Origin of the sequence: Enterobacter cloacae complex sp. P47BA (assembly GCF_014930485.1) — a bacterium.
Taxonomy (GTDB): domain Bacteria; phylum Pseudomonadota; class Gammaproteobacteria; order Enterobacterales; family Enterobacteriaceae; genus Enterobacter; species Enterobacter bugandensis.
On the sequence record NZ_JADBRF010000001.1, the window covers coordinates 457677 to 479677 of the forward strand.

Sequence of the window (22001 nt, forward strand, 5' to 3'; positions counted from 1 at the left end):
TAAGCCCTTCCCGGCCCGCGGGCCGGGTCTGTTTCGGGTCATAAAAGAATGGTAGTATGTTCGGGCTAACTCTCTGAGAAATGACAACTCATGGCCGCTGAATCGCAACTCAATCCCACCCAGCCCGTAAACCAGCAAATCTATCGCATTTTGCGACGTGATATTGTCCATTGCCTGATCCCACCGGGAACGCCGCTTTCTGAAAAAGAGGTCTCCGTGCGTTTTGACGTGTCCCGTCAGCCGGTGCGTGAAGCGTTTATTAAGCTTGCGGAGAACGGTCTGATTCAGATCCGCCCGCAGCGCGGCAGCTACGTGAACAAAATTTCACTCTCACAGGTGCGCAACGGCTGTTTCGTACGCCAGGCGATTGAATGCGCGGTGGTGCGCCGTGCCGCGACGCTCATTAATGACAACCAGTGTTACCTGCTGGAGCAAAACCTGCATCAGCAGCGCATTGCAATTGACCGTAAACAGCTCAACGATTTCTTCCAGCTTGATGATGAGTTTCACCAGAAGCTGGCGCAAATTGCAGACTGCCAGCTGGCCTGGGATACCATCGAGAATATCAAGGCCACCATTGACCGGGTGCGCTACATGAGCCTCGATCACGTCTCCCCGCCGGAAATGCTGCTCCGCCAGCATCACGATATTTTCAGCGCGCTGGAAAAACGCGACCCGGACGGCGTGGAAAAAGCGATGACCCTGCATCTGCAGGAGATAGGCGAATCCGTGCAGCTTATTCGTCAGGAAAATAGCGAGTGGTTTAGCGAAGAGTGATATTTGCCGCCCTTTTCGCGGGCGGCGCCGTAATTAGCGAACGACTAACACCGGAATTGTGGCGTAGCGCAGAATAGATTCCGCATTTGACCCCAGCAGATGGGTGGTGATGCCCGGATTTTTTGACCCGATGACAATCACGTCATATTCCCCTTCTTTGCTCAGCTTGATAATTTCATCGCGGACGCTGCCAAAACGAACCAGAGTGTGAATATTCTCCGGGGAGATATCGAACAGTCGTTTTAACTCGTTCATTTTCTTCCCGGATTCTGCGCTCATATACTCTTCAAACTTTTTAATATCGGCGTTGAATCCGCGCAGCAGAGACCGACTGCTGGCAGGCAGAATATTGACCAGGGTAATCGACGCGCCCTCGGCCTTCGCGAGGTTAGCCGCGTGGCGAACCGCTTTGTCGCTTAAATCCATTTCAAACACGTCAACAGGCATCAAAATCTTCTTATACATAAGCCTGACTCCTTATTCCGATGAAGGGTTATTTCCTGCAACCAGAATGGCATCGGGAATATAAACCAATCCTCAACGCTTCCCCGTAGAAACTATCAATAAGTGAAAATAACGGTCTGCTTTGTAAATTGCTGTCGTGAAGCGTCAACGCCCCATGTAATAAAGAAAAAAGTGTGAGTTTGATCAAAAACAAAAACATGACTGGCAGACAGGCGTATTTATAGTGCCCCGTGAACGGCAAAACCTGAAATAGCGCCGTAACGGATAGTTTAGAGAGGAGAAAATACCATGATGACATACGACCGTAACCGCAATGCAATCACCACCGGCAGCCGCGTCATGATTAGCGGCACCGGCAAAACCGGCGTGATTAAGGCGATCCACAGCGACGGGCTGGATGCCGCGCAGGTGCGCCGTGGCAAAACGGTGGAAGTGGAAGGATGCGAAGGTAAGTTCGAACCAATTGAACTGATTCGTCTGGGTATGCACTAAATTGTGCGCCGACATGCCGCCGCGAACGGCGGCATGTGTTGAATTACAGGTGCGACACGTACTCCGCCACCGTGGTCTTAGCCCCCTTCTGCAGCAGCGTCTGATACGCGCTCATCACGGCATCTGTGAAGGCTTTTTCTCGCGGCAACTCTTTCCCAAAAATGGCCTCAATGCCGAGCAGCGCGTTAACCCGGTTTTCCCCTTCGGCACTTCCCTTCACCGCCGCCTGAATCACCGCCAGCTGCGGATCGCTCACGTCGATAGCGTTACCCTGCTCGTCCACGCCGCCGACATAGCGCATCCACCCAGCCACGCCCAGCGCCAGCAGTGGGAAAGGCGTCTGGTGCACCAGGTGCCAGCGCGCGGGATCCAGCATCCGCTGCGGAAGCTTCTGGCTGCCGTCCATCGCAATTTGCCAGGTACGGTGGCGCAGGGCCGGGTTACTGTAACGGGCGATCAGCAGGTCAGCGTAGCGTTCTAAATCGACGCCCTTCACTTTCAGGGTCGGCGCCTGCTCGTTGAGCATCAGCGCGTGCGCGGCGACGCGATAGTGTTCGTCTTCCATACACTCATTGATGTGCTGATAACCGGCCAGATAGCCGAGGTACGCCAGGAAAGAGTGGCTGCCGTTGAGCATGCGTAGCTTCATCTCTTCAAACGGGATCACGTCTGAAACCAGTTCGGCTCCGGCTTTTTCCCATTCAGGACGCCCGGCCACAAAGTTATCCTCGATAACCCACTGGCGGAACGGCTCGCAGGCCACCGCCGCCGGATCGCGTACGCCGGTCAGCTGCGCGATTTTATCCAGCGTATCGGGTGTGACCGCCGGTACGATGCGGTCCACCATGGTTGACGGGAAGGTGACGTTAGCCTCGATCCAGTCCGCCAGCTCACCGTCTACCGCCCGGGCGTACGCGCAGGTGACATTGCGCATCACGTGACCGTTCTCCGGCATATTGTCGCAGGACATCACGCTAAACGCGGGCAGCCCCGCCGCTTTACGGCGCGCCAGCGCTTCCACCACCACGCCCGGCGCGGATTTCGGCTGATGCGGGTTTTGCAGGTCGGCGACGATAAACGGATGATCGAGCATCAGTTGCCCGGTTGCCGGAGAGTGGCAGTAGCCTTTTTCGGTGATGGTCAGCGAGACAATCGCCACCTGCGGTTCACACATTGCCGCCAGCACGCTTTCCAGCCCGTCGACCTGCGCGTGCAGAGCCTTTTTGACCACGCCCACCACGCGGGAGGTCCACGCATCGGCAGACATCTCCGCCACGGTATAGAGATTATCCTGCGCGTTCAGATCGGCAATCTGCTGCTCGCCGCCAATCAGGTTAACCTCACAGTAACCCCAGTCGCTGCCGTGTTCAGCCGCGAGGATGTCCGCATACACCGCCTGATGCGCGCGGTGAAATGCGCCGAAGCCTAAATGTACAATGCGTGCTTTAAGGCTGTCGCGATCGTACTGAGGCAGCGTCGCGTTGGCCTTTAATAAGGTGTTTTCCATGATTAAGACTCGCTAATTAGAAAGCTGTGGATCGCTGCCGCCCCCAGTCCAGAGCGGCAGCGCCTGCTGACTACACCAACTAGAATGGCAGTCGGGGTAAAAAATTACTGCCATCAACCATACTGATACTGCCGTTTGAGTTTTTGATTTATATTAACTTTTGCTCAGGTGGTGTGACATAAACAAAAAGTTGTGTGATAAATCACGAAAGATATAAACCGCTAGCGTCGCGTGGAGACCGCGCCGTAACTCACGCGCTCTTTCGGCGCGGCCTCGGCGGCATCTTCAGCCGCGCTGAGGTCGCGGTCGCGGACTTCCGGCATCAGGAACGCCGAAACCAGCCCAATCACGGAATAGGCCACCAGCATGGCTACAATCGGCCACCAGGAACCCGTCATATTGCAGAAAATCCCCGCCAGTACCGGGCCAAAGCCCACCGCCACCAGACCGCCCGCCTCTTTCGAGATAGCCATACGGGTAAAGCGATTTCGCGAGCCAAACATCTCCGCCATGGTGATATTTTCCAGCGCAAACAGCCCCAGCACGGCGAAATTATGGATAACGATGATCGAGAGCATGATTGTCCCCGGCGCATAGCTCTTATCGACGATAATCGACAGCATCGGGTACGCCAGAATAATGGCGGAGATATTGAGGATAATGTACGGCAGCCTGCGCCCCACTTTGTCGGAAAGCCAGCCCAGCAGCGGGATGGAGATAAACCCGAGAATAGAACTTATCATCAGCGCGTCGGTGGGAATCGCTTTATCGAACAGCAGCGTCTGGACCAGATAACCCGCGAGGAAGGTCTGGATCAGCCCCGAGTTGCCCGCCTGACCGAAACGCAGGCCGGTCGCCAGCCAGAAGGATTTACTTTTCACCATTGAACCCAGCGAGGTGTCCGGCTGCACGGTTTCTGCATCGTTTACTTTCTCAAAGACCGGGCTCTCCTTGAGGTTCATTCGCAGCCAGATGGCAAAGATCATCACCACGACGCTGGCAAGGAACGGCACGCGCCAGCCCCAGGCGAGCAGCTGTTCACGATCGAGGGCGAAGAACATAATGGCCCAGATCGCCGTGGCGCTCAGCGTCCCGCAGTTAGTCCCCATCGCCACCAGCGAGGAGATAATGCCGCGTTTCCCCTTCGGAGCGTACTCCGCGAGCATCGTGCCAGCGCCAGATATCTCCGCCCCGGCGCCCAGCCCCTGAATGATACGCAGCGTCACCAGCAGTACGGGCGCAAAAATGCCGATCTGCGCGTAGGTCGGCAGCACGCCAATCAGCGTGGTGCAGATCCCCATCATGGTGATGGTGATAAACAGCACCTTTTTACGACCAATGCTGTCGCCCATTCTGCCGAAGATAAATGCCCCGACGATACGCGCGATGTAGCCCGCGCCGTAGGTTCCCATCGCCAGAATCAGCGCCATCGCGGCCGACTGTTCCGGGAAGAAGATTTCATGAAATACCAGCGCCGCCCCCAGCGAGTAGAGCTGGAAATCCATAAACTCCAGCGCGGTGCCCAGCCAGCCGGAGACGGCGGCTTTCACCAGATCTGAGGTGGTTCTTTGAGGTTGTGCTTGCGTCATAATGGCTATCTCTAAAAGGTAAGATGCGTACCACTGAGAGCCCGTCTTCGCGGGCTCTTAACCGCGTGTAGGGTTATTGCCCGAACGTCAGTAAAACCTTGCAGCACTGCCGCTGGTCTTTTTCAAACAGTTCGATGGCGTCTGTTACATGGTGATAGTCAAAGGTATGGGTGATCAGTTTTTCCGGGTCGATCAGCCCTTTTTCAAGCCAGTCGATGACGACCGGGAATTTGTTGGCATTGAGGCGCGAGGAGAAGATCGCCAGCTCTTTACCGGTAATCCCCTGCTGGACTATCTGGCTCGGCTCGCTGGAGAAGCCCATCAGCAAGATGCGCGCCGCCGGGGAAGCCAGGGTGACCGCCTCCTGCAAAATCGACGGATGACAGGCGGCATCAATAATCAGCGTCGGCTTGATGCCTTTTTCGTCCAGCGCGGCCTGCAGCGACTTTTCGCCGTTATTAAAGACCCAGTCCGCGCCGCTGCGCTGGGCCATCGCCAGCCGCTCTTCTATACGGTCGACGACGATAACCTGCTTCACCTTATAAACGCCCTTCAGCGCCTGCACGCTGACCAGTCCCATTGGCCCTGCGCCGTAGATCAGCACAACGTCCTCTTCGGTAGGGCTAGCCTGCCCCGTCACGTTGGCGGCAATGGTGAAGGGTTCAACCATGACGGCGTGTTTATCCGGGATCGCATCCGGGAGGGGCCAGGCATTTTTAGCGGGCACTGCCGCATATTCGCTGAAGCCCCCGTCGCGATGGACGCCCAATACCACCAGCGAGGTGCAGACGTTCGGTTTCCCGACGGAACACGGGTAGCAGTGTCCGCAACTGATCACCGGATCAACCGAAACGCGCTGACCCAGTCGTGCGCTGTCGACGCCCTCGCCCACAGCGTCAATCACGCCAAAAAACTCGTGGCCAATCACGCGCGGATATTTTGCAAACGGATTATGCCCGCGGTAGATGTGGCTGTCTGACCCGCAGATCCCGGCCAGCTTGATTTTGACGCGGACTTCCCCTGCGCCTGGCTCCGGGCGGGGACGCTCTTCAATTACCAGCTGGTTCGGCTGTTGAATCACTACGCTTTTCATCGTTTGCTCCTCGGTTACCAGTTCCACAGCGTGCCGTCTTCGAGACGGGCCACCGGCAGATAGGCCGGATCGTACGGGTATTTCGCCGCCAGCTTTTCATCAAACTCAATGCCCAGCCCCGGCTTCTCGCCCGGATGCATATAGCCGTTATCAAAGCGCCAGCTGTGCGGGAAGACTTCCAGCATCTGTTCGGAGTATCCCATATATTCCTGCACGCCGAAGTTCGGCACCCACAGGTCGAAATGCAGCGCGGCCGCGTGGCAGATCGGCGACAGATCGGACGGACCGTGCGAGCCGGTACGCACCTGATAGAGCGACGCGAAGTCCGCGATGCGGCGCATCCCGGTGATCCCCCCCGCATGGGTAATAGTGGTGCGGATATAGTCGATAAGCTGCTCTTCGATAAGCTGCTTGCAGTCCCAGATGCTGTTGAACACCTCGCCCACCGCAATTGGCGTGACGGTATGCTGGCGGATCAGGCGGAAGCACTCCTGGTTTTCCGCAGGCGTTGGGTCTTCCATCCAGAACATGCGGAACGCTTCGATACTCTTGCCGAAGCGCGCCGCTTCGATGGGCGTCAGGCGGTGGTGCATGTCGTGCAGGAGATGCTCATTGAAGCCAAATTTACTGCGCACCGCGTCAAACAGTTTTGGCGTGAAATCGAGGTATTTCTCGGTGGACCAGAACTGCTCTTCCGGCCAGTCGCCTTTGGTGGCGGGCTCGTAGGCCAACCCCTTCCCTTTAGCCATGCCGTAGGTGGTTTTCATGCCCGGCACGCCGCACTGGACGCGGATCGCCTTAAAGCCCATCTCCTTATGGCGGGCGTAATCTTCCAGCACGTCGTCAATGGTGTGCCCGGTGGTGTGGCAGTAGACCATTACGCCCTCACGGGATGCTCCGCCCAGCAGCTGGTAGAGCGGCATATTGGCCGCTTTGGCTTTGATGTCCCAGAGCGCCATATCCACGGCGGAGATAGCCGACATGGTGACCGGCCCGCGGCGCCAGTAGGCGCCCTTATAGAAGAATTGCCAGATATCTTCGATACGGTGCGCGTCGCGGCCAATCAGCTGCGGGCAGAGATGATCTTTCAGGTAGGAAGCAACGGAGAGCTCACGCCCGTTCAGCGTGGCGTCACCGAGGCCAACGATCCCTTCATCGGTAGTGATTTTAAGGGTGACAAAGTTCCGCCCCGGGCAGGTAACAAACACGTCAGCCGCGACAATCTTCATAATTCCTTTCCTTACATCGTTCGTTGTGATGCTGGAAATTTACCCATCAACCCTACTACCATACAAGTATAATGATCATAAAATCAGCTAACGATCACAAAACCCGGGGGGCTCAAGCACGGCCCCATCCCGCCACAATAATCAGCATACCGCACAGGGCAATCAGCGCCCCGGCCCAGTCATATGCGCTGAGTTTGACGCCGTCCACCACGCGCAGCCACAGCAGCGCCGTGCAGACATAGACGCCGCCGTAAGCCGCGTAAACGCGCCCACTGGCCGCCGGATGCAGCGTTAACAGCCAGACAAACAGAGCCAGCGCGACGCCCGCCGGGATCAGCAGCAGTGCGCTTCCCCCCTTCTTCAGCCAGAGCCAGGGCAGGAAGCAACCGATGATTTCGCATAGCGCGGTGGCAAAAAAAAGCAGCGTCGTTTTGAGCATATTTCACGTCAGGTGAGGATTTATTTAACCATCATACCTGATGATGCCCTTTACTTTTCCATACTTGCTCCGCGGGTATGCCGTTATTGCTCTTTGGTGTAGAATCTGAACGGGGAAACTTGCTCATCTGCACCCATTTAAAAGGAAACGCTATGACTACATTAAGCAAACGCCTTTGTCTGACAGCCCTGCTGGCGCTGTCATCGTTCGCCTTTGCCGCCTCTGCGACAGCGGAAACCAGCAAGCTCATTATTGAGTCTGGTGACAGCGCGCAAAGCCGCCAGAACGCCGCGATGGACAAAGAACAATGGAATGACACCCGCAGCCTTCGTCAGAAGGTCAACAAACGTGCTGAAAAAGAGTGGGACAAAGAAGATGTCGCCTTTGACGCACGCGATAAGTGTCAGCAAAGTGCGAACGTCAATGCCTACTGGGAGCCGAACACCTTGCGCTGCCTGGATCGCCGCACTGGTCGTACGGTAGCCCCATAATGTCGGCGCCCTGTGACGTAAAACTCCGGCCGCTGGAGCGTGAAGACCTGCGCTTTGTCCACCAGCTTGACAATAACGCCAGCGTGATGCGCTACTGGTTCGAAGAGCCGTACGAGGCCTTTGTCGAGCTGTCGGATCTTTACGACAAGCACATTCACGATCAGAGCGAACGTCGTTTTGTGGTGGAGTGTGAAGGCGACAAAGCCGGGCTGGTGGAGCTGGTTGAGATCAACCACGTTCACCGCCGGGCGGAGTTCCAGATCATTATTTCGCCGGAGCACCAGGGGAAAGGCCTGGCCTCCCGGGCGGCGAAGCTGGCGATGGATTACGGATTCAACGTCCTGAATCTCTACAAGCTTTATCTGATCGTGGATAAAGAGAACGAAAAAGCGATCCATATCTACCGCAAGCTGGGCTTTATGGTAGAAGGCGAGCTGATTCATGAGTTCTTTATCAACGGTGAATACCGCAATACCATCCGCATGTGCATTTTCCAGCATCAGCATCTGGCCGGTCACAAGCCGTCAGGTGCCAGCCTGCTGAAACCAACCGCGCAGTAGCCTGCGCGGTTTCATTCTCAATAATACTCAATCGTGTTTTTGATGGTGTACTTGCGCTCAACGGCGGGTTTGACGCTGTCGTCCGTGATCGTCAGATCGCAGCTCACCGGATTATTGTGGCGATCGTAGTCGCAGCTCTGCGTCACGTTGCCCAGCGGCTTATCGTTTAACAGGCTCACGGCCGAGTAATCCATTCTTTTGCGCAGATCCTTAGACGGCGTCGACTGTACCGATAAATGCTGATCCCCGGAGACGGTGGTTTTGCCCAGCGGGTAGCCATCCGCATCGTAGCGGTACTTCACCTCCATCTCTTTACCATGTGCGGCCACCACGAAGCCGTTGTCGTCGGTATCCCACGTCACCCCGGCTGACGGCAGTTCGGCCAGCTGGCATTTGCCCTGCAGCTTCACCTTACGCTGCTGGGTTTCTGCATCGATGTAGTAGTTGGCATCCAGGACCAGCGCTACGCCCGTATTAGCCTCCAGGTCGTGCAGCTCCAGCGTATCGAAACACCCTTCCGCCGACACGGTGCCGGTGACCCGTTTGGACACTTCACCCTTCTCGTTGAACAGCGTCTGGGTAAAATCCTTGACCGGGCCGCGAAGAGGGTCGAAATCGAATTCGTTCGAAAAACTCGCCATCTCGGGCGTAAACGACAGCGGCGCGGAGTTGTTATCACACCCTGCGAGAGTAGCTGCCAGGAGCGTTATCGCTGCATATTTCTTCACATTCTTTACCAATACAGAGAGATTATTCCCAATCATATTAGCAAATACAGTTGTTTACACGAAGCCTGCTAAAATTAATCTCTACACAGAGAAAAGGAGCTACAGATGAAACGGTTACCCTGGATTACCGCCCTGCTGTTAATGAGTGCCTCAACGGCCGCGCTGGCGGCACCGGACTCCTGCGAGCGCGTGAAAAGCGACATTCAGCAGAAGATCATCAACAACGGCGTGCCGGAGTCAGGTTTTACGCTGAACATTGTGCCGAACGATCAGGCTGACCAGCCGGACGCTCAGGTGGTGGGCCACTGTGCCAACGACACCTTTAAAATTTTGTACACCCGTACGGGCAGCGGGGCGGCGTCCGGCAATCAGGATAATGCGCCGGCTGAACCTCAGTAAATCACCGTCAATCCCCTTTGATTTGACAAGGATTAATATTTAATACCTCCAAATAAGTAACACTCACCCCATCATTAGCCCGGTTATCGTTTCGGGAAAAATAATATGTAATCTCAATGGTGGGGTGAGCCATGTCCGATATCGAACATCACGGCGGGATTAGCCGTCGAACACTCGTGAAATCTACGGCGATAGGTTCTCTGGCGCTTGCCGCTGGCGGAATTTCGTTGCCTTTTGGACTGAAAAGCGCCGCAGCCGCGGTACAAAATGCAATGAAACCGGCAGAAGATAAAGTGGTCTGGGGCGCCTGTTCGGTCAACTGCGGCAGCCGCTGTGCGCTGCGTCTGCACGTCCGCGATGACGAAGTGTACTGGGTCGAAACGGATAACACCGGTGAGGATATCTACGGCAATCACCAGGTGCGGGCCTGCCTGCGCGGGCGCTCCATTCGCCGCCGCATCAACCACCCTGACCGTCTGAACTACCCGATGAAACGCGTGGGTAAGCGGGGTGAAGGCAAGTTCGAGCGCATCAGCTGGGACGAAGCGCTGAACGCCATCACCACCAGCCTGAAAGACGTGGTCAGCAAGTACGGCAACGAAGCGGTGTATATTAATTACTCCTCCGGGATTGTCGGCGGCAATATCACCCGCTCCTCCCCTTACGCTTCGCTGGTGGCGCGCCTGATGAACTGCTACGGCGGTTTCCTGAGCCACTACGGCACCTACAGCACGGCGCAAATCGCCTGCGCGATGCCTTATACCTACGGCAGCAACGACGGCAACAGCACCTCGGATATCGAAAATACCAAACTGGTGGTGATGTTCGGCAATAACCCGGCGGAAACGCGCATGAGCGGCGGCGGGATTACTTACTATCTGGAGCAGGCCCGCGAGCGTTCTAACGCACGTATGATTGTCATCGACCCGCGCTACACCGATACGGCAGCCGGACGCGAAGACGAGTGGATCCCGATCCGTCCGGGTACCGATGCCGCCCTGGTGGCGGGGATTGCCTGGGTATTGATCGACGAAAACCTGGTGGACCAGCCGTTCCTGGACAAATACTGCGTTGGCTACGACGAAAAAACGCTGCCGGAAGGTGCCCCCGCGAATGGTCACTATAAAGCGTACATTCTCGGCCAGGGTGAGGACAACACGGCGAAAACGCCGGAGTGGGCCTCGCGCATCACCGGCATTCCTGCAGACCGCATCATTAAACTGGCCCGCGAGATTGGATCCGCGAAGCCGGCCTATATCTGCCAGGGCTGGGGACCACAGCGTCAGGCGAACGGTGAACTGACCTCCCGCGCCATCGCGATGCTGCCGATTCTGACCGGCAACGTGGGGATCAACGGCGGCAACAGCGGCGCCCGTGAGTCGACCTACACCATCACTATCGAACGTATGCCGCTGCCGGAAAACCCGGTCAAAACGCAAATTTCCTGCTTCAGCTGGACGGACGCCATCGCCCGTGGCCCGGAAATGACCGCTCTGCGCGACGGGGTGCGCGGTAAAGATAAGCTGGACGTACCGATTAAGTTCATCTGGAACTATGCGGGCAACACCATTATTAACCAGCACTCCGATATCAATAAAACCCACGATATTCTGCAGGACGAAAGCAAGTGCGAAACCATCGTGGTGATCGACAACTTTATGACCTCATCGGCGAAATACGCCGATATCCTGCTGCCAGATTTAATGACCGTCGAGCAGGAAGACATTATCCCTAACGATTACGCCGGGAACATGGGTTACCTGATTTTTCTCCAGCCCGTGACCGCGCCGAAGTTTGAGCGCAAGCCTATCTACTGGATCATGAGCGAAGTGGCGAAACGCCTCGGACCGGATATCCATCAGAAATTTACCGAAGGGCGAACGCAGGAAGAGTGGCTGCAGTATCTGTATGCCAAAATGCTCGCAAAAGATCCCACGCTGCCGTCCTATGACGAGCTGAAAAAAATGGGCATCTATAAGCGCAAAGATCCGAACGGACACTTTGTGGCCTATAAAAAATTCCGCGAGAACCCGGAAGCCAACCCGCTGAAAACGCCCTCAGGCAAGATTGAAATTTATTCCAGCAAGCTGGCGGATATTGCGGCGACCTGGGAGCTGGCAAAAGATGAGACCATCAGCCCGCTGCCCGTCTACGCATCCACCTTTGACGGCTGGGATGCGCCCGAGCGCGCGCAGTTCCCGCTGCAGCTGTTTGGCTTCCATTTTAAAGCCCGCACCCACTCGAGCTACGGTAACGTCGACGTGCTGCAAGCGGCCTGCCGCCAGGAGGTCTGGCTGAATCCCGTTGATGCCGCGAAACGTGGCATTAAAAACGGCGATACGGTGCGCGTCTTTAACGATCGCGGTGAGGTGAGAATAGAAGCGAAAGTCACGCCGCGCATCATGCCAGGCGTAAGCGCCATGGGCCAGGGAGCCTGGCACGATGCCAATATGAATGGCGATCGTATCGACCACGGCTCGTGTATCAACACCCTGACCACGCACCGCCCGTCACCGCTGGCAAAAGGCAACCCGCAGCACACCAATCTGGTGCAGATTGAGAAGGTGTAAAAGGTGAATTCTATGACCCTGGTTTATGCTTTGGTCTGTATTAATGGTTAATCACGTCGCGCGGACATAACCGCGCGAGCAAGGAAGGTTTAATGAAAGACGCCTCACACCGTGACTCGTTCGCGTTCAGCGCCCGCGTACTGGGCGCGCTATTTTACTTCGCCCCAGACAGCGAGCAGACAGCCCCGCTGGTGCAGGCACTTACCGCTGGCGAATGGATAGAGGACTGGCCCCTGCCGACGGAAACGCTGCTGCCCGTTGCCGAAACCTTTGCTTCATCTTCCGATGAGCCGCTGACGGATGCCTGGCAACGGCTGTTTATTGGTCCTTATGCCCTGCCCGCTCCGCCGTGGGGTTCCGTCTGGCTGGACCGTGAATCCGTGCTGTTTGGCGATTCGACCCTCGCGCTGCGCCAGTGGATGCGGGAAAACAATATCGCGTTTCAGATGCAGCAAAATGAACCGGAAGATCATTTCGGCACCCTGCTGCTGCTGGCGGCATGGCTGGCCGAGAATGGCCGCGAGTCGGAGTGCGATCGGCTTCTGGCGTGGCATCTGCTGCCGTGGAGCACCCGCTTTCTGTCGGTGTTTGTCGACAACGCCGGGCATCCGTTCTATATCGCGCTCGGCAGGCTTGCGCAGCTGACGCTGACGGACTGGCGATCGGCGTTGGTTGTTCCGGTTGCGGAAAAGACGCTGTACCGCTAAGGGATATGGCTTGCTCGCGGGTGGCGAGCAAGCCTTTAACCAGGGTTTGGTTGTGCATCACCACCTGATTCACTCACACTCTCTTTGCTTTGAATGAACCGGAGTGCCAAATAGAGATCTGGCGCCAGAATCATGTCATCATCATTCATTGTTGGCCGACTTTCTTTAAACCAACGTGTTAATTCCGTTTTCCTGCCCGCAAGGATTAACATAATCTGTCGGGCTTTCAGGTCACGCTTTAACTCATTAATGGTTGCCAGGACACTGATATCTGAATAGGTGAAGCAAGCCACGGCATCAATAACCACCCATTTAGGTTGTAATGCTGCACCATCAACCAGGTTCAATACCCGACGCTTAAAATAAGCCACATTAAAATAGGTCAACGGTGAGTTAAATCGATACATCAGCACGCCCGGGACCATTTTAATATCGGTTGTATTCCCTAATGAGTGGATCATTCCATTTTCGTCAGTCCCCAGTAAGTGCTCAGAGGGACGAAATACCGTACGCAGGAACTGTAACAGGCCAAGCAACACCGCAAGGCCGATCCCCTGAATTACACCGATGATTAAAACACAGCCAAACGTGAAGAAGGCCAGGCGAAATGCCTGTTTATTTCTTCGCCTCAGGTTCCATAACCCACGTAAATCAATTAATGACCACGATGCATACATTAGAACAATACCTAATGCAGATACCGGAATAAATTGTAATGGCTGCGTGAAAAATACCACCACTAAACCTATCAGTAAGGCTGCGACTATGGAAACCAGCTGACTTTTCCCCCCAACGGAATCATTAACCGCGGTCCGGGAATCGGCTCCACTGATGGCAAATCCCTGAGATAGCCCAGACATAATGTTCGCAATACCCAGTGCCCGGAACTCTGCATCAGCATTAATTTCATAGCCATTTTTCGCGGCGAAACTGCGAGCGGTCAGCATCAGACTGACAAAACTCACTAAAGCCAGGTTCAGCGCCGGGATCACTAATTCTCGCATCGGACCGGGCTGGAACGCACCCCAGTTAACGACGGGTAAACCAGGCTGGAAGCCATCCCCCCCAATCGTGGCAATACCATACTGTTGCGCAGATGTTCCCCATACCAGTATCGTTGTTATCACAATGGCAATCAGAGGTGCTGGCCAGTTGCTGCGATACGTTTTGATAACCATTAAAATAATTAACGTTAAAAGTGATATCCCTATTGTTAATACATGGCTGTCTAAAAGTCGGCCTGGCAAGGCCAGTATTTTCTCAATAACCTGCGCTTCATCGAGCTTGATCCCCAAAACCTTGCCTAATTGCCCGACAATAATCGTCACGGCTACGCCATTAAGCAACCCTGTAAGAATGGGATGAGAAAGGAGATCGGCAAGTGCACCCAGATGGAATTTACTGGCAAGCAGGCACCACCCGCCCATCATCAATGTCATGACGATCGTCAGTTGCCAGTGCAGTTCAGGATTGCCTGCAGAAAGAGGAAACACGACGGCTGCAATCACGGCGCAGGTCGTTGCATCAGGGCCAACAATAAGCTGACGTGAAGAACCAAACAGTGCATAAGCTATCATCGGTAAAACGCAGGAATAGAGCCCCACTATTGCCCCAACACCCGCCAATTCAGCATAAGCAATAGCAACGGGTAGCGCTACAGCCGCAACGGATAATCCAGCTTTAACATCATGTTTTAGCCAGCTTTTATCGTAGGCTAACAAATTTTGTAACCCTGGCATGTACTTTAACAATAATTTTCCGAGCACTTTATTCTCCGGACAGGGATTATAGCCACGTAATATTGGCACACTTCTCAGTGAGGTTATGGTTTCCAAATGCTCCGGAGTCAGGTCGATGCCTCTCAGTTTTTGATAAAGCGTCAGTCAACTCATTATTCTGACTGCTGTTAAACATCATTTAAAAACTACCGCCCCATCATCTTTCCGGGGCGGCTCAAATTCGTCGCTATTGCGCGCTCATATCTATAAGCAACCCGCAATCAGAAACTGTACGTCACCTTCAGGCTTCCCGTTGGCGACGTTTTACGTTGCACTATCGGGCTATCACCCGCATCCCCCGTCAGCTGCGTTACGCCCGCGGAGGTGAGAACGCTCCAGCGCGAGGTGAGCCTGTAGGTCCAGTCAAGGTTCATCGACCAGGCGTAAATTCCCGCTCCGGCGTCATGTCGGGCAAACCCCGATGCGGCGGACTGGGCAGCATTAACCCCATAGTACGTTTGCATGTACTTGCCGGAACCCCAGCTGCCCGTCAGCCCCAGCGTCACCGCATTTTTCGACGATGTGTAGAGCGGGCTGGAAATGCCGAAATGTACCGCCTCACCGTTGTCTCTCTCAGAAACCGGGATCTCAGCCTGCAGCTGCAGATTGAGCCAGTCGGTCACCTTATACCCCAGCCCCGGCACCACGATAGCGGAACCTTTGATATCGCCCATCCCCCGCAGGTAGTCGCTGCCGGAGCTGATCGAATCACTGCTCACGTCTTTATCTTTACGGCCTGTTCGGTAGCTCACTGCGGCGTTGTAATCCAGGTTGCCAATGTTGTTTCCGTAACCGATACCCCGCGTGGTGCTGATAAAGAAACCATTTGCCATGGAATAATCTACTACCTGAGCTGCCGAGACCCGGCTTTTATCCGAACCCGAGTAGCGTGGCGCGACGTCCACGCCTCCCCCCAGGGTTAAGACATTGCCCTGTTTCTGCTCTGCCGCCAGTACCGGGGTAGCCAGTAACGCCAGAATAACGCCCGGCACGATGTTTTTAAGTCTGCGGCTCGGAAGTAAATAGGGGAAAGAATGACGCAGTTCGATGTTACTCATTGAAGAAGTCCTTTGGATTCAAATGATTGCAATGCAAGCGGTTTACACGCCAGAGCACTCATTCTGAATACTCACCCTGAGGTTCTTATGAGCCGAAAATGAAGAAAGGCTGAAGCGCGTGCGGGCGCTGTCGACCGGACGGATTTCCTGCTACCGTTTTTTTCTTAAGTTGTTCTTCATTCACTGTTGATACAGTTACCAATGTGAAAATCTTACTAATCGAAGACGACCTGGATCTCGGCAATGGCGTACGTATCGCCCTTTCAGATCAAGGATTTGATGTCATATGGGTTCGCCGTAAAGAGGATGCGCTGCATCAGCTTGAGGTCGGCGTGCCGGAACTTATTCTGCTCGACCTGGGGCTGCCCGACGGCGACGGCATGAGCCTGATGACGCGTTTGCGCCAGCAGCTTAAGGGGATCCCCGTCATTATCCTGACGGCGCGAGGTACCCTGCAGGATCGCCTGTGCGGGCTGGATGCTGGCGCAGACGACTATCTTGTCAAACCCTTCGTTCTCGCCGAACTGCTGGCGCGAGTCAGAGCCCTTGCGCGACGCAGCTACGGTTTTGAAAATGAAGCGATAGAAATCAGTAGCTTATCGCTTCATATCCCGACGCGTCGCGTAACGGTGAATGCGCGTCACGTTGAGTTGACGGCCAGTGAATATGCGCTGCTTGAAACGTTGATGCTGCGCGCTGACCGGGTGATCACGCGGCGGTTCCTGGAAGAGAGGATATTTGGCGCGAAGGAAAATCTCAGCAATGCGCTCGACGTGCATATGGGGAATTTGCGGCGAAAAATTGGTGACGGCTATGTACGAACGGTGCGGGGCGTCGGGTATGTCATTGATACCGTCGCTATCCAGAAGGTGACAGATTAATGCGAAATGTCTGGCACCAACTGAGGCGCCCAACGCTGGTACGGCGAATTATCATCGCCCAGATGCTGCTGCTTACCCTGCTGTGGTGTCTTTTTTTAACCTTTATTTTATTGGAAGACCTGCGTAGCCCTCCGATACTCACGGGAAGTAAGACTTACGAAACCATTTTTACTCTGGTTGATCTCAGTGACGAGCGCCCGCAGGATCGTAATGATGTCCTGGAAGCATTCAGCAAAGCGTTGCGGGAAGGCTATGGCGGCGGTGAAGATCCGGAGCTGTCGATTAACCTGATCGTTCGCAAAAACAACGAGGTTATTTTCTCTTCTGATGGTGCACCTACGGGGGTAAAAAACACCAGACTGGGCGAAATGCAGCGCGTTCAGAGTGAAGGTCACGCCTGGACGAGCCGCACGCTTAAATCCCCTCACTCCGACGTGGAGGTTACCCTTTTCACCCCTGCCGGAAGCTGGAATTTCTTTATCTACCTGAACTCGCGGGGCTACTACATTATGCCGCTGCTGGTGTGCATTCCTTTTCTTCTGTTTCCTGCGTGGCTGTCAATCCGCATTGCGATGCGCCCCTGGAGCAAGGTGGTTAATGAGATCTCATTACGTTCGCCTGACGATCTCTCCCCTTTAAAGGCTGTTCCCGGGCATAAGGAACTCCGCCAGATGGTGGACGCGATTAATGACTTTCTTGCCAGAGTGCGGGAAAGCGCGGAACGCGAACGGGTTTTCATTGCGGACGCCGCGCATGAACTGCGTACGCCGCTGGCCGCGATGCGCATCAACGTGGAGGCGCTGCAGTCCTGGGTGAGCAGCGAGAGCCAGCGGCAGCTGCTCGCAGGGATTGTGCGCAGCAATAGCCGGGCGGCCCGTCTCGTCAACCAGCTGCTGCTGATGATGCACAGTGAAGCGCGCATTGACACCGCGATGGAGCCCGTGCCGCTAACCACGCTCATACAAGAGCGGATGGCTGCGCTGGAGCCGCTAGCGTCCGGGCGCAAGATTGAGCTGGAATTCTTCGCTGAGGATGAAATCTGGATCGCTGGCGTCAGGGAGCGTTTGATGTCGCTTATAGACAATCTCATTGAAAACGCCGTGAAGTACAGTCCTGAGGGCGGGCGGATTCAGGTAGAGGTACGCTCAGCAGATAATTCAGCCCAGCTACGCGTCTCCGATCGGGGGCCGGGTATCCCGGTTGAATTGCGCGAGCGCGTATTCGACCGGTTTTTCCGCGATCCCAATCAGCTGCAAAGCGGGAGCGGACTGGGGCTTGCCATTGTCAAAGCCGTTGCACAGCAGCACGGCAGCAGCGTAAACCTGAGTACTTCCGCAGAAGGTGGCCTCCTGGTGACGGTTGACTTCCCGAACCGCACGTATAGCTAAACCGGAACAGGGTGTTTGATCGCAAATGCCGCAGATTGCTTCAAAAAAATTACCGTATTTGTTATATTGTTGTTTATTGCTTATTCACCTCTGCGGTGCCAAAAAGAATAAGATTCACCGCAACCCAGGAAAGAGAAATGTTAGATTACCGCTTCCCGACAGCTTTGCAGATGGTTCTCAGCGTAGCGATGGCGGAGCAACTAGGTGAACGTTCGACGAGTGCGATTCTGGCCTACGGCCTGGAAGCCAACCCGAGCTTTATCCGCAAATTGATGGTTCCACTCACGCGTGACGGCATTATCGTCTCAACGCTTGGCCGCAACGGCTCAATTCATCTTGGACGTCCGCCGGAAGAGATTACCCTGCGCGATATCTACCTTTCAGTCACCGAAGATAAAAAACTCTGGGCGTCGCGCCCGGACGTGCCGGCCCGCTGCGTGGTCAGCGCGAACGCCTGCTGGTACTTCAAATCTATTTCCGAAGAAGCAGAGCAGGCCTCGCTCGCGGTATTAGCGCGCCACACCGTGGCAAGCGCGCTGGACGAGGTCAAAAAAGCCGATACCAGCGGGTGCGATCCTTTACCTGAACTGATTGCCCAGTACAAAAAAGCCCAGTAATTTACGCAAAAAAAAAACCGCACTCATAGTGAGTGCGGTTTTTTGTTATCTGCGATATCCCTACGCAGGCAGAACCTCTCTTTCCACTTTGCCGCGCGTCACGAACTTACGCAGCGTCACGTAAAAGACCGGCGTCAGGAACAGACCAAACAGCGTCACGCCCAGCATCCCGGAGAAGACCGTAATCCCGGTGACGCCGCGCACTTCTGCGCCCGCGCCGTGGCCGAGGATCAGCGGAATGGTCCCGGCGATAAAGGCGATGGATGTCATCACAATCGGACGTAAACGCAGGCGGCACGCTTCCAGCGCTGCTTCCATGATGCCTTTACCCTGAATTTCCAGCTCGCGGGCAAACTCCACGATAAGAATCGCGTTTTTACAGGCCAGCCCCATCAGCACCACCAGCCCCACCTGCACGAAGACGTTGTTATCGCCCCCGGTCAGCCAGACGCCAAACAGCGCGGAAAGCATGGTCATCGGAACGATGAGGATCACCGCCAGCGGCAGCGTCCAGCTTTCATACAGCGCCGCCAGCACCAGGAACGCCAGCAGTACCGCGACCGGGAAGACGATCAGCGCCGTATTGCCCTGCGTGGCCTGCTGGAAGCTCAGATCCGTCCATTCAATGTTCATTCCGTTCGGCAGGATCTGCTTAGACATCGCGTCCAGCTGCGTCATCGCCTGCGCGGACGAGAGCACGCGCGGGTCGGCATCGCCAATCAGATCCGCCGCCGGGTAGCCATTGTAGCGGATCACCGGATCCGGTCCGTAGGTGGTCGTGATTTTCACCATACTGCCAATTGGCACCATTTCGCCCTGGCTATTCCGGGTGCGTAAATTCGCAATATCTTCCACGCTGTCGCGGAACTGCCCGTCTGCCTGCGCCATCACGCGCCAGGTGCGCCCGAACTGGTTGAAGTCGTTCACGTACGACGAGCCCAGATAGGTTTGCAGCGTACCGAACAGATCGGTCAGCGACACGCCCTGCGCTTTCGCCTTATCGCGGTCAACCTGCACGTCCAGCTGCGGAACGTTAGCCTGATAGGTTGAGATCGGGAAGTGCATTCCCGGCGTCTGCATAATCGCACCGGACATGGTGTTCACCGCGTTTTGCAGCGCGCCATAGCCCAGACCCGCGCGATCCTGAATATACAGCGAGTAGCCTGACCCCTGACCCAGCCCCAGAATCGGCGGCGGCAGTATGGAGAAACCAAAGCCCTGCTGGATTTGCGCGATTTTCGCGTTGATCTCCGCGTTAATTTCCGCCGCAGAGTGCTTGCGCTGGTCAAACGGCTTCAGGCCAAAAAACACCGTCCCGGTATTCGGCGTGTTGGTAAACTGCAGCGCGTTCAGCCCCGGGAAAGCCACCGCGTAGTCCACGCCTTCGGTATTCATGCCGATTTCGCTCATTTTGCGGATCACCGCGTCGGTGCGCGCCAGCGACGAGCCTTCCGGCATCTTCACGCCGCCAATCAGGTAGAGCTTATCCTGTGTCGGAATAAACCCGCCGGGTACCGCTTTAAACATGACGCCCGCGGCACACAGCAGCAGCAGATACACCACAAACACCGCGCCGCGTCGGCCAAGCGTTTTGCCCACCAGCCCCTGATAGCCGTTAGAGCTACGATGGAAAAAGCGGTTAAACGGACGGAAAATCCAGCCGAACAGGCGATCGATAAGCCGGGTCGGGAAGTCTTTCGGCGCACCGTGCGGTTTTAACAGCAGCGCGGCCAGCGCCGGAGAGAGCGTTAGCGAGTTGATGGCGGAGATCACCGTGGAAATCGCTATCGTCACCGCAAACTGCTTGTAGAACTGACCGGTTACGCCGGAGAGGAACGCCATCGGCACGAACACCGCGCACAGCACCAGCGCAATCGCGATAATGGGCCCGGAAACTTCACGCATCGCCTGATGCGCCGCCGCAAGCGGCGCAAGCCCCTCTTCAATGTTTCGCTCGACGTTTTCCACCACCACGATGGCATCGTCCACCACGATACCAATCGCCAGCACCAGCCCGAATAAACTCAGGGTGTTAAGCGAAAAGCCCAGCAGATAGAGAATGCTGAACGTCCCCACCACCGACACCGGCACCGCGATCAGCGGAATGATCGACGCGCGCCAGGTTTGCAGGAACAGGATCACCACCAGTACAACCAGCACCACCGCTTCCAGCAGGGTTTGCACCACCGCACGGATGGAGTCGCGCACGAAAACCGTCGGATCGTAAGGTGCCGCCCACTTCATATCTTCCGGGAAACGGGTGGACAGCTCGTCCATTTTGGCGCGCACCGCGTTAGACAAATCGATGGCGTTCGCCCCCGGTGACTGGAAGATACCAATCCCGACCGCGTCTTTATTGTTAAGCTGGGAACGCAGCGCATAGCTGCCGGAACCCATCTCGATACGCGCCACGTCGCGCAGGCGGACGACCGAACCGTCCTCCGACGTTTTCAGGACAATGTTGCCAAACTCTTCTTCGGTATGCAGACGACCCTGGGCGTTAATGGAGATCAGGAAATCGCTCTCTTTCGGCAGCGGCTCGGCGCCAAGCTGCCCGGCGGAAACCTGCACGTTCTGCTCCTGCATTGCCGTGACCACGTCCGAGGCGGTCAGCCCGCGGGCCGCGACCTTGTTCGGATCCAGCCAGATGCGCATCGCGTATTCACCGGAGCCGAAAATCTGAATCTGGCCGACGCCGGGCAGACGCGCCAGCTCGTCCTTCACCTTCAGCGTGGCGTAGTTGCGCATATACAGTGAATCATACTTGCCGTTGGGCGAGAATAGATGCACCACCAGCGTCAGCGTTGGCGACTGCTTCTGTGTCGTGATGCCCAGGCGCCGCACGTCTTCCGGCAGACGCGCCTCGGCCTGCGCTACGCGGTTTTGCACCTGCACCTGCGCCTGATCCGGATCGGTACCCGGACGGAACGTGACGGTAGTAACCAGCACGCCGTCCGAGCCGGCAACGGATTTCATGTACATCATGTTCTCGACGCCGTTGATCGCCTCTTCCAGCGGCGTCGCCACGGTCTCGGCAATCACTTTCGGGTTGGCACCCGGATACTCCGCGCGCACCTGCACGCTTGGCGGTACGACGTCAGGATATTCACTCACCGGCAGAAGCGGGATGGCGATTAATCCTGTGATAAAAATCAGAATCGACAGTACGGCAGCGAAAATCGGCCTGTCGATGAAAAAGCGGGAAAAGTCCATGGGAAGGATTCTCAGGTCAA

20 protein-coding genes are annotated in these 22001 nt (G+C 55.8%); 10 read left to right on the plus strand and 10 right to left on the minus strand.

Features of this window, described 5'->3' with window-relative positions:
- Window positions 1-90: 90 nt before the first annotated feature.
- On the plus strand, window positions 91-777 hold the full coding sequence (locus IM299_RS02125) for a GntR family transcriptional regulator (RefSeq protein WP_028013010.1): 687 nt from the start codon (window positions 91-93) through the stop codon (window positions 775-777).
- 33 nt (window positions 778-810) lie between these two features.
- On the opposite strand, the gene IM299_RS02130 is transcribed toward IM299_RS02125, so the two are convergent.
- A complete protein-coding gene (locus IM299_RS02130; protein ID WP_041910207.1) occupies window positions 811-1242 on the minus strand; it encodes a universal stress protein in 432 nt (143 codons plus the stop codon).
- A gap of 288 nt (window positions 1243-1530) precedes the next feature.
- Here IM299_RS02130 and ydfZ point away from each other — a divergent pair, with 288 nt between their 5' ends.
- A complete protein-coding gene (gene ydfZ, locus IM299_RS02135) occupies window positions 1531-1734 on the plus strand; it encodes a putative selenium delivery protein YdfZ (protein ID WP_028013008.1) in 204 nt (67 codons plus the stop codon).
- A gap of 43 nt (window positions 1735-1777) precedes the next feature.
- On the opposite strand, the gene IM299_RS02140 is transcribed toward ydfZ, so the two are convergent.
- The 5 genes from IM299_RS02140 to IM299_RS02160 all read right to left on the minus strand — a co-directional run bounded on the left by IM299_RS02140 (window position 1778) and on the right by IM299_RS02160 (window position 7591).
- A complete protein-coding gene (locus IM299_RS02140) occupies window positions 1778-3241 on the minus strand; it encodes a mannitol dehydrogenase family protein (RefSeq protein WP_193356961.1) in 1464 nt (487 codons plus the stop codon).
- A gap of 221 nt (window positions 3242-3462) precedes the next feature.
- The gene (locus IM299_RS02145) at window positions 3463-4830 is read right to left on the minus strand and encodes an MFS transporter (RefSeq protein WP_059353880.1); all 1368 of its coding nucleotides are present in this window, start codon (window positions 4828-4830) and stop codon (window positions 3463-3465) included.
- Window positions 4831-4903: 73 nt separating this feature from the next.
- A complete protein-coding gene (locus IM299_RS02150) occupies window positions 4904-5923 on the minus strand; it encodes a Zn-dependent oxidoreductase (RefSeq protein WP_193356962.1) in 1020 nt (339 codons plus the stop codon).
- Window positions 5924-5937: 14 nt separating this feature from the next.
- Complete coding sequence (gene manD / locus IM299_RS02155; RefSeq protein ID WP_041910215.1) at window positions 5938-7152, minus strand: D-mannonate dehydratase ManD; 1215 nt, start codon at window positions 7150-7152, stop codon at window positions 5938-5940.
- Window positions 7153-7264: 112 nt separating this feature from the next.
- On the minus strand, window positions 7265-7591 hold the full coding sequence (locus IM299_RS02160) for a YnfA family protein (protein WP_025757996.1): 327 nt from the start codon (window positions 7589-7591) through the stop codon (window positions 7265-7267).
- A 152-nt stretch (window positions 7592-7743) separates the two neighbouring features.
- On the opposite strand from IM299_RS02160, the gene IM299_RS02165 reads away from it, so the two are divergent.
- The gene (locus IM299_RS02165) at window positions 7744-8082 is read left to right on the plus strand and encodes a DUF1283 family protein (RefSeq protein WP_008502414.1); all 339 of its coding nucleotides are present in this window, start codon (window positions 7744-7746) and stop codon (window positions 8080-8082) included.
- The gene (gene speG / locus IM299_RS02170; protein WP_041910220.1) at window positions 8082-8642 is read left to right on the plus strand and encodes a spermidine N1-acetyltransferase; all 561 of its coding nucleotides are present in this window, start codon (window positions 8082-8084) and stop codon (window positions 8640-8642) included. Before IM299_RS02165 ends, speG begins: the two co-directional genes overlap by 1 nt.
- Window positions 8643-8659: 17 nt before the next feature.
- Here the strand turns inward: speG and IM299_RS02175 are convergent, their stop codons facing one another.
- A complete protein-coding gene (locus IM299_RS02175; RefSeq protein WP_032644870.1) occupies window positions 8660-9406 on the minus strand; it encodes a YnfC family lipoprotein in 747 nt (248 codons plus the stop codon).
- 69 nt (window positions 9407-9475) lie between these two features.
- Between IM299_RS02175 and IM299_RS02180 the strand changes: the two genes are divergently transcribed.
- From IM299_RS02180 to dmsD, 3 genes are all read left to right on the plus strand, one after another.
- Window positions 9476-9769, plus strand: coding sequence for a DUF1161 domain-containing protein (locus IM299_RS02180; RefSeq protein ID WP_028013000.1), 294 nt, complete (start codon window positions 9476-9478; stop codon window positions 9767-9769).
- A gap of 131 nt (window positions 9770-9900) precedes the next feature.
- The gene (ynfE, locus tag IM299_RS02185; RefSeq protein WP_193356963.1) at window positions 9901-12339 is read left to right on the plus strand and encodes a selenate/tellurate reductase subunit YnfE; all 2439 of its coding nucleotides are present in this window, start codon (window positions 9901-9903) and stop codon (window positions 12337-12339) included.
- Between the two features lie 92 nt (window positions 12340-12431).
- Window positions 12432-13046, plus strand: a complete 615-nt coding sequence (dmsD, locus tag IM299_RS02190; protein WP_193356964.1) for a Tat proofreading chaperone DmsD — start codon at window positions 12432-12434, stop codon at window positions 13044-13046.
- 35 nt (window positions 13047-13081) lie between these two features.
- On the opposite strand, the gene IM299_RS02195 is transcribed toward dmsD, so the two are convergent.
- Together IM299_RS02195 and IM299_RS02200 are read right to left on the minus strand one after the other, a co-directional pair.
- Window positions 13082-14812 (minus strand): SulP family inorganic anion transporter, encoded by a 1731-nt coding sequence (locus tag IM299_RS02195; protein WP_048956352.1) that lies wholly within the window; start codon window positions 14810-14812, stop codon window positions 13082-13084.
- 233 nt (window positions 14813-15045) lie between these two features.
- On the minus strand, window positions 15046-15882 hold the full coding sequence (locus IM299_RS02200) for a MipA/OmpV family protein (protein WP_048956351.1): 837 nt from the start codon (window positions 15880-15882) through the stop codon (window positions 15046-15048).
- Window positions 15883-16085: 203 nt separating this feature from the next.
- Between IM299_RS02200 and IM299_RS02205 the strand changes: the two genes are divergently transcribed.
- From IM299_RS02205 to IM299_RS02215, 3 genes are all read left to right on the plus strand, one after another.
- The gene (locus tag IM299_RS02205; protein ID WP_193356965.1) at window positions 16086-16763 is read left to right on the plus strand and encodes a response regulator; all 678 of its coding nucleotides are present in this window, start codon (window positions 16086-16088) and stop codon (window positions 16761-16763) included.
- A complete protein-coding gene (locus IM299_RS02210; RefSeq protein WP_193356966.1) occupies window positions 16763-18151 on the plus strand; it encodes a HAMP domain-containing sensor histidine kinase in 1389 nt (462 codons plus the stop codon). The genes IM299_RS02205 and IM299_RS02210 overlap by 1 nt, the downstream gene beginning before the upstream one ends.
- Before the next feature lie 137 nt (window positions 18152-18288).
- Window positions 18289-18768 (plus strand): Rrf2 family transcriptional regulator, encoded by a 480-nt coding sequence (locus IM299_RS02215; protein WP_028012993.1) that lies wholly within the window; start codon window positions 18289-18291, stop codon window positions 18766-18768.
- A gap of 60 nt (window positions 18769-18828) precedes the next feature.
- On the opposite strand, the gene oqxB is transcribed toward IM299_RS02215, so the two are convergent.
- The gene (gene oqxB / locus IM299_RS02220; protein ID WP_028012992.1) at window positions 18829-21981 is read right to left on the minus strand and encodes a multidrug efflux RND transporter permease subunit OqxB; all 3153 of its coding nucleotides are present in this window, start codon (window positions 21979-21981) and stop codon (window positions 18829-18831) included.
- Window positions 21982-22001: the final 20 nt, after the last annotated feature.